Origin of the sequence: Halomonas sp. 1513 (assembly GCA_001971685.1) — a bacterium.
In the GTDB taxonomy this organism is placed as follows: domain Bacteria; phylum Pseudomonadota; class Gammaproteobacteria; order Pseudomonadales; family Halomonadaceae; genus Franzmannia.
In genome coordinates this window covers 132,009-143,751 of record CP019326.1, presented here as the reverse complement: position 1 = coordinate 143,751, position 11,743 = coordinate 132,009, and the positions used below count along the sequence as shown (strand labels likewise).

General features: G+C 71.5%; 8 protein-coding genes. All 8 read right to left on the bottom strand.

All coding sequences use genetic code 11. The features are described from left to right. Position 1: 1 nt before the first annotated feature. Entirely contained in the window at positions 2-289 is a 288-nt protein-coding gene (locus BWR19_00650) for a hypothetical protein (GenBank protein APX91578.1), read from the bottom strand. Between the two features lie 31 nt (positions 290-320). Beyond that, on the bottom strand, positions 321-899 hold the full coding sequence (locus BWR19_00645) for a GNAT family N-acetyltransferase (protein APX91577.1): 579 nt from the start codon (positions 897-899) through the stop codon (positions 321-323). Continuing rightward, positions 883-4,533 carry a Fis family transcriptional regulator gene (locus BWR19_00640; GenBank protein APX91576.1) on the bottom strand — a complete coding sequence of 1,217 codons (3,651 nt, stop codon included), beginning with the start codon at positions 4,531-4,533 and terminating at the stop codon, positions 883-885. Before BWR19_00640 ends, BWR19_00645 begins: the two co-directional genes overlap by 17 nt. Before the next feature lie 79 nt (positions 4,534-4,612). Beyond that, the gene (locus BWR19_00635; protein ID APX91575.1) at positions 4,613-6,043 is read right to left on the bottom strand and encodes a type VI secretion system ImpA domain-containing protein; all 1,431 of its coding nucleotides are present in this window, start codon (positions 6,041-6,043) and stop codon (positions 4,613-4,615) included. Between the two features lie 8 nt (positions 6,044-6,051). Beyond that, positions 6,052-6,615 (bottom strand): type VI secretion system-associated protein, encoded by a 564-nt coding sequence (locus BWR19_00630; protein ID APX94843.1) that lies wholly within the window; start codon positions 6,613-6,615, stop codon positions 6,052-6,054. A gap of 74 nt (positions 6,616-6,689) precedes the next feature. Next, positions 6,690-8,258 (bottom strand): Fis family transcriptional regulator, encoded by a 1,569-nt coding sequence (locus BWR19_00625; GenBank protein APX94842.1) that lies wholly within the window; start codon positions 8,256-8,258, stop codon positions 6,690-6,692. A gap of 25 nt (positions 8,259-8,283) precedes the next feature. Further along, on the bottom strand, positions 8,284-10,905 hold the full coding sequence (locus BWR19_00620) for a ClpV1 family T6SS ATPase (GenBank protein ID APX91574.1): 2,622 nt from the start codon (positions 10,903-10,905) through the stop codon (positions 8,284-8,286). An 8-nt stretch (positions 10,906-10,913) separates the two neighbouring features. Continuing rightward, positions 10,914-11,651 (bottom strand): type IV secretion protein DotU, encoded by a 738-nt coding sequence (locus BWR19_00615; protein APX94841.1) that lies wholly within the window; start codon positions 11,649-11,651, stop codon positions 10,914-10,916. Positions 11,652-11,743 lie beyond the last annotated feature (92 nt).

Genomic DNA, 11,743 nt, shown 5'->3' with positions numbered 1-11,743 from the left:
CTCAGCTGCCCTCCCCGGTGGCGGAGCCGATCACCACGCCGCCACAGTCCACGGCATGGCCGGTGAGGGCGGCGGGCTTGCCGTCGATCAGGATCGAGCCCGAGCCCTCGGCGATGGCGCGCGGGTGCTGCGGGTGCTTGGGCTTGTCGTGGGGGGCCAGGGGGTCGCCCAGGCGCGCCACCGGCTTGCCATCGATCATGGTCGTGGGGCTGCCGGCGATGACCGGCGTCGGCGGGAAGCCGTCATGGTCGGTACCGATATCTCCTACGAGTACGAGCTTGCGTCCCATCCGTCGTCCTCCTCTGGTCAGGGCGTCGCCGTCAGTGCCACTCGGCCGGCGCCTCGAAACTGGCCACCTGGGTGGCGTCGGTATGCATGTGTTGGAAGCCGGCGGCCTCCAGGCTGTTAATGGCTGCCTTGCAGCTGACCGGCAGGCGCACCTGCAGCGGGCTGCCGCTGAGGCTGCGGCGCGCCGCCATCAGCAACCGGGCGCCGTGAGCGCTGCCCTGCCACTCCGGCTCGATGTAGAAGAAGCGCAGCTGCCAGGCGGCTTCGTCGTCGGGACGGCAGGCCAGCAGCATGCCCAGCGGCGGCCCGTCGGCGTGGCGCAGCGCCAGCAGCCGGCCCTGCCAGTGGGCCACGCCTTGCGCCTCGCGCTGCAGCCACAGCCCGCGGTGCAGGGTGAACTCCAGCGCCCGGCGCAGGGTCTCGATGCGCGCCTCGTCGCGCAGCACCCAGGGCGCCTGGTTGCGCTCGTCGGCGCGGCAGGCGGCGTCGAGGAAGCGCTGGATATCCGCCTCCCGGGCCGCCGCCAGGCCACCGCCAAGCGCCTGGCCGGCTTGCCGCGCAGGCGGGGAGGCGCGCTCGCCCCCCAGCAGCCGCTTAAGTGTCCTCAGCATCCAGGCCTCCTTCGGCGTAGAGGGCGGTGGGCAGCTGGAAGCCGGCAGCCAGCGGACGGGTAAAGGGATTGCGTGAGCCGCTAGCGTTCAGGCGGTAGCGCACGCTGCCGCCGTCGACGCTGAAGCGCAGCTCCAGCTCACGCTCGCTGGCCGAAGTGATCTCGGCCTCGTCGAGCAGCCGGAACCAGGCCCAGGCGCCGTCGCGGGTCAGGCTGCGCGGCGAGCGGTTGACCTCGCTGGGCACCAGGGTCACGCGGCTCTCGGTGCCGCCGCGCAGCGCATTGGGCCAGATCATCGAGACCCGGCTGCTGGCGCTGTGGGCGTACTCGATCAGTTGTCCATCGACGCTGATCACGCTGCGCCGCTTGTCGGGGCTGAGGCTGACCGGCTCGAGGGAGAACTCCACGTCGAGGGCACCGTCGCGGCCGAAGTAGGCCTCGCGGATGCGCTCGGCGCGCTGCACGGCGGTAAACACGCTGTCGCGCAGCAGCGAGTTGCCGTCGGCATCGAGCAGCTCCTGGGGCGCCTCCTCGATAAACGGCCGCAGGTTGTCCTGATAGAAGGCATCGAGGGTGCCGCCGGGGGCGAAGAAGGTCTCGAAGTCGGCGAGCGCCACGTCCCGCGAGGCACTCGGTGCCAGCGGGTAGCGGCCGGCCAGGCGCTCCTGGTAGGGCGCCACCACGTCATCCAGCCACTGGTGCTCGAGGTGGCGAATGGCGCTGGCCATCAGCAGCTGCCAGCTCTGGTCGGCGAGACTCTCGAGCATGCCGTCGACCGGCGCCGGGGTGTCCTCGGCGATGCGCTGCAGGTTGTGGATCGGGTCGCCGCCGCGCAGCGCCAGGCGGTCGCGAGCGCTGACGAAGGCCGCGCGGCCCGGATCGCTGGCGCCCTGCACCTGGCGCAGGTAGTCGCGCAGCTCGGCGATCGCCTCCTTGATCTCGGTGAGCTGCGCCGGATTGCCGTTGCGCGCCTCGAGCAGGCCGTTGAGATCGCGGAAGTGGCGCTCGATATCGCCGGCCAGGCGGTAGCGCGGCGAGCGCTCCAGCGCGCGGCGCGCAGTCTCGTCGTCCTCGGGCAGCTCGGGATAGAGCCGGGTGTGGGTGGCGACCTCGCCGAGCAGCCGGTCCAGCGGGCGACTGGCGCCGAGCAGCGCATCGGCCACGACCACCGCCTGGTCGATGTCGGGGATCGGCACCAGCGCGATATCGTCGAGGGCCTGGCGCCAGGTGACGTGGTAGTCGCTGACGTAGCGCTCGCGCAGGGCATCCTGCAGCTGGCGCTGATCGGCCTCGCTGAAGTCGATGTCGTCGCGCTGGCCCAGCACCCACAGGTCGATCAGCGCCAGGTCGGTGGCCTGGTCGAGCTCCTGCAGGAAATAGCCCTCGAAGCCGTTGCGCGTCGTCAGGCTGGGAGTGCGCACATTGTCCGGGTCGTCGTCGCGCGCCATGAACACCGCGCTGAAGGTCGGCCCAACGCCCTGGCGCAGGTCCAGCACGGCGCCGCTGCGGCGGTCGCTGCCGGCCTTGAGGGTGGCGTAGACGCGCTCGTCCATGGGCTGGCGGGCGAGCGCCTGCTGGGCGCTCTCGATGCTGCCGCGCAGCGGCTGCATGGCCAGTTCGGCCTGGCGGTCGCCGGCGGCGGCATGGCCTTCGAGGTCGGTAAAGGCCAGGGCGTAGTCGAGGTGCGCCAGCAGGCGCTCCTGGACGCTGCCGCGCTGCGGGAATTCGCGCTGCCAGCGGCGCGCCATGAAGTCGTGCACCCGCTCGGCCTGGCGGCCGCTGGCATCCGACATCATGCGCAGGATGCGCAGCAGCGCCAGCTGCTCGTTGCTGCCCTCTTCGGCACGGTTCATGTCATCCATGATCCCGACCATCAGCGAGGGCAGGAAGTGGTACTCGAGCATCGCCAGGTAGGCGCTTTCGACGTCGCGCCCCACGGCGCCCTGGTAGAGCCCCATATCGGCGATCAGCGGCATCTGCTCGCGGTGGTCGCCGAAGGCCAGGGTGGCGCCGCGCAGGCGGTCGAGCGGTTCGAGCAGGGCATAGCCGGTGGGGTCGTCGCTGTGCAGCTCGGAGGGCTGCGCGGCGAGGAAGGCCTCGGTGCGCGCCTCGACATCGGCCAGCGCAGCGGCGTTCTTCTGGTAGAAGTGACTCCAGCCGCCGACCATGGCCGCCCCCACGAACAGGCACGCCAGCATGCTGACGCGGCGCAGCCGCTGGCGACGCCGGGCGGCGCGGGTGTTGTCGCCGGCCAGCCCCGCCTCGGGGTAGATCACCTTGTCGAACAGCTCCTCGGTGAAGTAGAGCGCGCTGCGTGCCGCCCGATGGGCCGGCTGCACGCTGTCGGCCATGCCGTAGCGGCGCGCCGCGGCGTCGACGAAGGGATCTTCGGGCACGCCCTGCTGATACACCGAGGTGAAGTAGGTGCCGCGGACCATGGCCGCGGTGGAGAAGCGGTCGCTGGACAGCGCCTCGGTCAGGAAGCCCTGCAGCACGTCACGCAAGCCGGCGAGCTGGCGCACGAAGCGGAACACCGCCTCGCGCTCCTCACGGTCACGGCACTCGGCGAGCAGCGTCGGCAGGCTGGCATTGAGGCGCTCGAGCATGGCGTCGAAGGAGTCGCCGAACTCGCTCTCCCATAGCCCGGGCCGCTCGATCGACTCGGGGCTGAAGGTGAAGCCCAGCGGCGCGCGGCGCGCGGCGCGCGAGTAGTGGCGGAAGAAGTCATCGAAGCCGTGCAGCAGGTCCATCTTGCTGAAGGTCACATAGACCGGCAGGCGCGCGCCGTGGCGCTCCATCAGCTCGCGCAGGCGGGCACGCAGCAGCGAGGCGTAGGCCTTGCGCACCGCGACCCGGGCATCGCTGAGGCGCGCCAGGTCGAGTACCAGCACCACGCCGTCCAGCGGGCGTTGCGCACGCCGGTGCTCCAGCCAGTCGACGAAGTGGTCCCACAGCCGGCTCTGGACTTCCTGGGGCTCGCCGCCCTCCAGCGCGCCCTGGGTGAGCAGCTCGCCGTCGGGGTCGATCAGTACCGCCTTGTCGCCGATCCACCAGTCGAAGCCGAACTGGCCGTGCTTCTTGCCCTGGCCGGAGGCCTTCATCACGTGGGTGAGGGAGAAGTTCTGCCCGGAGCGGTTGATCAGGCTGGTCTTGCCGGCATTTTCGATGCCCATCACCAGGTACCAGGGCAGCTTGTAGCGCGCGCTGCCACCGCCGCCCAAGCTGTCCTCCAGCTCGTACAGGGTCGCGTCGAGGGTCGCTTCCTGGCGCTCTACCTGGGCCTGGGCGGGGTCGAGCTGCAGACGCTCGGTGTGGCTGCGTTCTTCATCGACCTGGCGCAGGCGGCGCGCCAGCCGCACGCCCCATACCACTGCCACCACGGTGACCAGCGCCAGGGTCGCCAGCAGGCGGTTGGGCCAGGGGCCGAGCGGGAAGACCTCACGGACCTCCCAGCGCGGCCCCAGCCACCAGATCGCCACCACCAGGGCGATCAACAGCAGCCACCACAGCGCCACGATGACGCGCTTGAGCCCCTTGGCCTTGTTGGCATGCCCCTTGGCCTGATTGACGTTGCTTTGGGCGCGTGATGCGCCAGGCACGAAGCGGCCCAGCGCCGACTTGATTCCTCTCCACATGAGCCTTATCCCTCGTCCCTGTCGTGCGTTGTGTCATGCATGGTCGTGCTCCTGCGCGCGCAGCGCCTGTTACTCGGCATCAGCCCTTGAGCGATGCCCGAAGCCGTGCGACCAGCGCCGGCTCCCACTGCTCCAATTCGAGTCCGGCCACTGCGTCGTGCAGGGCCTGGTAGTGCTGCTGGGCCAGGCTCTCGAGGCCCGCCGCCGCCATCAGGTCGGCACTGGCCAGCCGCCAGTAGGCGCTGTCGCGGGGCGAGCGCGCCGCGGCCAGGCCCTGGTCGAGCATGCCCAGCGCCGGCGCCAGGCCTTCGCTGTCGAGGCACTCGCGGGCGGCGTCGAGGGCCACCTGCCACGGCTCGGCGTCGCCGCCGCCGCGCGCCTCGCCGGCGGCCCCGGGGGCGCTGTGCAGCCAGCGCAGCGTCTCGTCGTCGACGAACGGGCTGGCATCGTTGAAGCTCAGCGCCTCGATGCCCGGCAGCCGTTCGAGAAAGCGCGCCGCCTCGTCGCGAATCGCCGCCGCACAGCGAGCGTGGCCGAGCCGCTCGGCCAGCTGGGCGCTGAGCCGGTGGCCCTCCAGCCAGTAAGGGCTGACCGCCAGGCTGTTCTCGATGCGCCGCCACAGCGCCAGGTCGCCGCCCTTGGCCAGTGCCTCGCGGTAGTCGGCGATGCGGTCGGCGGAGACCGGCGCCAGCTCGGTACGGCCGCCCTCCCGCGACGCCGGCAGCGCCTGGATCGCGGACCAGATGGCGTGGCGGCGCAGGCGATAGCCGAGCGCCTCGCCGGGCGACTGCTCGTTGAGGAAGTCGGCCAGCTTGAGCAGCACCTGGCGGTTGGCGCGCTCATTGCACGCCTCCAGGCGTAGCTCGGGCAGCTTGGTGGCGCTATTCGCCGGCGGCGTGCTCGCCCCCGGGGTGTTGGCTGCCGACGCGGCATTGCTCGCCGCCGCGGGGGGCGGCGCTTCACGGCTTGGCCGCAGGGCGTGCAGCTGGCGCGCCAGCTCGGCCAGGGCATCGTCGGGCAGCTGGCGGGCCGTGGCCGCCTCGCGCAGCGCCTCCAGGGCCTGCTGGCAGGCCTGGTATTCGTCCTCGGCGCTACCGAAGTCGAGCGCAGCGGCGAGCTTCACCGCGCGCTGGGCGAACTGCGCGAACAGCCGCGGACGACGCTTGGCGCCACGCGGCCCGGCATAGGGGTAGGCGGCGTCCCACCACTGCTCGAGGCAGCCGGCCAGCAGCCGCAGCGACAGCGCAAAGCGCACCGCGTCGCCGTCGCGCTGCAGGCAGTGCAGCAGATGCCCCAGCACCCGCAGGTCCTTGCCCGCCTGGCCGAGCAGGCGCACGGCGCGGGTCTCGGCGCCCTCCCAGTCGACCTCGCCGTGCTGCAGCGAGCCGACCTTCATCATCTCCTCGTCGAGCCACAGGTAGTCCGCGCTCTCCTCGACGTCGGCGCCGACCCGCGACTCGCCCAGCGGGGCGAGCAGTGCGGCAAGCTGAGTGTCGGACGTGATACGCATGGATTCCCTCACCAACGACAGCTGTCGCGCAGCGGCTGGATGCGCTGACGCAGCTCGCCGATATCGAAGCGCAGCCCGTCGAGGGTGGCGACCTCGCTGGCCAATAGCAGTTCGTCTGCGTCGAGCAGTTGACGCAGGGTCTCGATCGCTGGCAGGCCGCGGCCGCCGCTGACCACATGGCCGGCATCACGCACCCGCCACGCCTGGCTCAGCGCCCGGCCGCCGGCGCCCAGGGTCAGCTCCGCCCGCGGCACATCGAGGGCCTCGGGCAGGTGCAGCTGGAAGCGGGTGATCGACTTCTCGCAGGCGATCACCAGCAGCGGCCGCGGCGGCGTGGTGCCGCGGGCCGGAGCACTGAGCAGCACGTCGCCGTTACGCGCGTCGACGCGCAGCGAAAAATCGTCGGCATCGCGGCCGGCTTCCAGGCGCTCGATGGCGTGCCACAGTGGTGGCAGGCCGACCTCGTCCGCCGCCTCGTCCAGGTCCTTAAACAGGGCGTCATAGCAGCCCAGGCGCTCGAGCCGCGAGGGCTCGGCGGCACACTCACGCGCCGCCTCGAGCGGATCGGCAATGGCCGCTTGACTCAGCGCGAGCAGCAGCCCCACCAGGGCGGCCTGGCCGCTCGGCCATATCACTCGCATCACATTCATGGGGCATCCACTTCCAGCAGTCGGCACTTGTGTGCCAGGGTTCGCTTGGGCACGCCGAGGCTCTCGGCGGCCAGGGCACGGTTGCCGTCGAAATAGCGCAGGCGCTGACGAATCAGCTCGGCCTCGAAGTCGCGCAGCGCCTGGCGCAGGTCATCGACCCGCGCGGACGCCGCCGGCGGCGCTGCAGCGTGGGCCTCTGCGACCGGCTCGCTGGCCTCGCCGGGTAGCGCCGAGGCCTCGAGGTCGGCCCCCGGCGGCGACATGGCGCAGGCGTAATCGATCAGGTTCTTCAGCTCGCGCACGTTGCCCGGGTAGTCGCGCTCGCGCAGCTGGCGCAGCGCCGCCGGCGTGATACCCACCTCGTCGCGCCCCTCGCGGACGCAGAAGTCGGCGACGAATGCCTGGGCCAGGGTGGCGATGTCCTCGCGCCGCTCGCCCAGCGGCGGCAGGCTGAGCGGAAACTGGCCCAGGCGATAGTAGAGGTCGGCGCGGAAGCGCTGGTCGCGGATTCGCTCGCGCAGCGGCTGGTGAGTGGCGGCCACCAGCCGCAGGTCGGCACAGCGCTCGTCGCTGGCCCCCAGCGGGCGGTAGCGACCGCTCTCCAGCACGCGCAGCAGCTTGGCCTGCAGCGCCAGCGGCATGTCGCCGATCTCGTCGAGAAACAGGGTGCCGCCGTCGGCCTGGCCGATCAGCCCCTCGCGGGCCTGGTCGGCCCCGGAGAAGGCCCCCTTGGCGTGGCCGAACAGCTCCGACTCGAGCAGCGCCTCGGGGATCGCCGCGCAGTTGATGGCCATGAACGGCCCCTCGGCCCGCGCCGAGAAGCGATGAATGGCGCGCGCCACGCAGTCCTTGCCGGTGCCGGTCTGGCCCTGCAGCAGCACCGCCAGCTGGGTTTCGGCGGCACGAATCACCTGGCTGCGCAGGCGCTGCATGGCCGCCGAATCCCCCAGCAGGTCATCGGCCAGCTGGTCGGCCAGGCTCTGGCGCCGGGCGCCATCGTTGAGCTTGGCCAGCGAGTCGCGCAGCACCGCCGAACGCTGACGCTCGCCCTGGGCCCGCGCCAGTCGCGCCCACAGCCGGCACAGCAGCGCCTCGAAGGCGGCAAACTCGGCGTCCGCGGCCAGCCCGGCGAGGGTGTCCGCCTCGCCGGCCAGCGCCAGCGCCCCCAGCCACTCGCGGGGACCATCCAGCGCGCGCAGCGGCCGAATCTGCAGCCGCAGGGCGCCCGGCAGCGCCGCCACCTGGGCCTGGAAATCGGGATGATCGAGCCGCGTGCGCGCCTCGGCCACGCTCAGGTCAAGCGGCTCGCCGCGGCGGATGGCATGCGCGTAGGGGTGGCGAAAGTCGCCGCAGTCGAGGCGCACATCGGCATCATCGCGGCCCAGCCAGCGCCCGCTGCCCTCGACGAACAGGCACTCGACCCAGGCCAGTCCCAGGCTGTCGCACAGCAGCCGGCTACTGCACGCGCGCAGGGCCGCCGGGGTGGCGCACTCGACCAGCGCCAGCGCCGTGGGCATGGCAGCGAGCCCCAGGCTCGCGGCCTGCCGCGCCTCGCCCTGCGCCATGTCGATCGCCCGCGCACTCATGGTGTTACGCCACCTCCGCGGTAAAGGCGCCGCTCTCGGCATCCAAGCCCAGCGCCACTCGAGTCACCGTCTCGCGCCGCGCCATGCGCTCGAGCAGCGCCTGGGAGAGCGGCGGCAGCAGTTCGCCGTCGATCACCGACTCGAGCATGCGGGCGCCGTTCTCGCTGCGCGTGGCGCGGGCGCAGATGGCGTCGCGCAGGGCGTCATCGAGGTGCACCTCGGCGTGCCGGTGGCGCTCGCCGATGCGCCGTGCCAGGGTCTCGAGCTTGGCGGCGACGATGGCCTGCAGGGTCGCGCCGGAGAGCGGCAGGTAGGGCACCACTTCCATGCGTGCCAGCAGCGCCGGCTTGAAGAAGTCGGCCAGCACCGGGTAGAGCGCGGCGTCCAGCGCCTCGCGGTCATCGCCGTGGGCGACGATGGCTTCAAAGCCGAGGTTGGAGGTGAGGAAGAACACCACGTTCTTGCAGTCGATCAGGCGCCCCTCGCCGTCGGCCAGTTCGCCCTTGTCGAAGGCCTGGTAGAACAGGTTGAGCACGTCGGGGTGGGCCTTCTCGACCTCGTCGAGCAGCACCACCGAGTAGGGACGCTGACGGATCGCCTCGGTCAGCAGGCCGCCCTCGCCGAAGCCCACATAGCCCGGCGGCGAGCCGATCAGCCGCGATACGGTGTGCTTCTCCTGGTACTCGGACATGTTGATGGTGGTGAGGAACTGGCGGCCGCCGTAGAGGTGCTCGGCGATCTGCACCACGGTCTCGGTCTTGCCTACGCCGCTGGGCCCAACCAGCAGGAAGGCGCCCAGCGGCCGGCCGGGGCGGCGCAGGTCGGCGCGCGCGGTCAGCAGGTGGCGGTGAACCCGTTCGATGGCGATCTCCTGCCCCTGCACCAGCCGCCCCAGGTGGGTGGGCAGCTCGGTTAGACGGGTCAGCTCGTCGCTGGTCATGCGCTCCACCGGCACCCCGGTCCAGTCGCCGATGACCTGGGCGATCTGCGCCTCCTCGACGCTGGCATTGACCAGCGCGAACGCCTGCTGCAGTTCGCGCAGGCGCGCCTCGTGCTCGGCCAGGGCGGCGTGGGGGTCGGCCGCGTCCTGCTCTTCGCTCTTGTCCTCCTCGCCGTCGAGCAACTGGCGATGCAGCGCGACGATGGCATCGACGCACTCGCGCTGCTGCTGCCAGGCCGCCTCCAGGCTGGCCAGCTCGTCGTCCAGCCGGCCCAGCCGCGCCGCCAGTTCGTCGCGCTGCTCGGCGTCGGGGCTGCGGCCCAGCAGCGCCTCGCGCTCGAGCTGGTCGCGCTCGCGCAGCGTGGCCAGATGCTCGCTCTTGAGGTGGCTGAGCCGCCGCGGCGGCGTCTCCAGCGCCTGGGAGAGCCGTGCACAGGCGGTATCCAGCACGTCGATGGCCTTGTCGGGCAGCTGGCGGCCGGCCAGATAGCGCGCCGAGAGGGCCGCGGCGGCGCGCAGGCCGCTGTCGCCGATCAGCACGCCGTGGGCCCGCTCGTAGACGTCGCGCAGGCCGCGCAGGATCACCAGCGCCTGCTCGACGCTGGGCTCGGCCAGCGCCACCGGCTGAAAGCGCCGCGACAGCGCCGGGTCCTTCTCGAAGTACTTCTTGTACTCGCGCCAGGTGGTGGCGGCAATGGTGCGCAGCTCGCCCCGCGCCAGCGCCGGCTTGAGCAGGTTGGCGGCATCGCCGCCGCCCTCCTGGTTGCCGGCGCCGATCAGGGTGTGCGCCTCGTCGATGAACAGCAGGGTCGGCTTGGCGGCATGCTTGACCTCGTCGATCACCGCCTTGAGACGCTTCTCGAACTCGCCCTTGACCGCAGCACCGGCCTGCAGCGCGCCGAGGTCGAGGGTCATCAGCTCGACATCGGCCAGCGCCGTGGGTACCTCGCCGGCCACGATGCGCGCCGCCAGCCCCTCGACCACGGCGCTCTTGCCGACCCCGGCATCGCCGATCACGATGGGGTTGTTCTTGCGCCGCCGACCGAGGATATCGAGCATCTGGTCGATCTCGGGATCGCGGCCCAGCACCGGGTCGAGCTCGCCGCGCCGGGCCTGCTCGGTGAGCGAGGTGGCGAAGCGCGCCAGGGCGCTGTCGCCTGCGCCGGCGGCGCTGCTGCGCCGCGCTGGCGCTGCGTCGCTGTCACGCGGGGCCTCGGCGGAATCCGCGCTGAGCCGTTCGAGATTGGCGCGCAGGCTCTCGCGGTTGATCCCGGCGAGCAGCGCCTGGCTGCGCGGCCCCAGGTAGCGCGAGGCGTTGTGCAACAGCGCGGTGAAGATCACCCCGCTGCGCAGCGTCTGGTGGCCGTACTCGGTGGCGGCCAGCAGCCAGGCGTCCTGCAGCAGCTCGACCAGCAGCGGCGAGAAGCTTGGCGTGGCGACCTCGAGATCCTGGGCCGGGCGAGTCTCCTCGGCCAGCCGCGCACGCAGCGTCTCGGCGTCGATCTCCAGCGTGTCGAGCAGGCTGCGCAGGTCGCACAGCGGCTGGTCGATCAGCGCCTGCAGCAGGTGCCCGGCGGTGACCTCCGGCGCCTGCTGTTCGGCGCACAGCACGGCGGCCTGTTCCAGGCCCTGGCGGGCGATGGCATTGAGTCGGCCGATGAGTGCCGGAAGCGCTACCCTGAGCATGTCGTCTCCTAACGATGAATCTGATCGAGCAAGGCACTGACCTGGCCGGCCTGCTGGTCGAGGGACCAGGCGAGCCCCAGATAGACGCCCACCATGGCCACGCCAAACAGCGCGAAGATCGCCCATATCGGCAGGCCACGGCCGCCGCGGCGGCGACCGCGCACCACGTTGTCGAGCGGCCGGGTGAGCATGTCGTCCGGCGCTTCGCCGAGGGCCGCCAGCTGGTCGCCCAGGGCACGCACCACCTGCTCGTACTCCTCGCGACCCTGGGTCATGACGCGGTAGCGCCCTTCGAAGCCCAGGCACAGGCAGAGGTAGATGAAGGCCAGCATGTCGCGGTAGCGCTGCGGCTCCTGCTGCAGGCGGGCGAGGATCGAGAAGACCTTCTCGCCGCCCCAGGTCTCGTTGTGGAAGCGGGTCAGCAGCGAGTGCTCCGCCCAGGCGCTCTGCTGGCCCCAGTCGCTGCCCATCACCGCTTCGTCGATGAACGAGCAGAGCACGTAGCGGTAGGCGAGCAGCGTCGGACGGTCGTAGCCCTGCTCGGTGAGCTCGACCTCGATCGCGGCGATCTCGTCGACCACCTGGCGGTAGAGCCGCTCGATGTCATCCATGCTGTCGAGCTGGCGTACCCGCACCACCATGCCCAGCAGCGAGCTCGCCGCATCCACCAGCGGGTTGAGGCTGTGGCCGCGCAGCCGGAACCAGTAGTCCTCGTCGGCATCGAGATGCTCGGCGTGGCTGTGGATCAGCTGATCGAGGCCCTTGTTGTCGATACGATCTTCGTGGCGTAGCGGACTGTAGCGGTCCTGTGCAGCGTTGCTGCCTGTCATCGTGAGGT

Bases quoted from the DNA above. Each gene is read 5' to 3' on its own strand.
- BWR19_00645 (APX91577.1), bottom strand. From the start codon at position 899: ATGCTGAGGACACTTAAGCGGCTGCTGGGGGGCGAGCGCGCCTCCCCG.
- BWR19_00625 (APX94842.1), bottom strand. From the start codon at position 8,258: ATGGCGCAGGGCGAGGCGCGGCAGGCCGCGAGCCTGGGGCTCGCTGCC.
- BWR19_00650 (APX91578.1), bottom strand. From the start codon at position 289: ATGGGACGCAAGCTCGTACTCGTAGGAGATATCGGTACCGACCATGAC.
- BWR19_00620 (APX91574.1), bottom strand. From the start codon at position 10,905: ATGCTCAGGGTAGCGCTTCCGGCACTCATCGGCCGACTCAATGCCATC.
- BWR19_00640 (APX91576.1), bottom strand. From the start codon at position 4,533: ATGTGGAGAGGAATCAAGTCGGCGCTGGGCCGCTTCGTGCCTGGCGCA.
- BWR19_00635 (APX91575.1), bottom strand. From the start codon at position 6,043: ATGCGTATCACGTCCGACACTCAGCTTGCCGCACTGCTCGCCCCGCTG.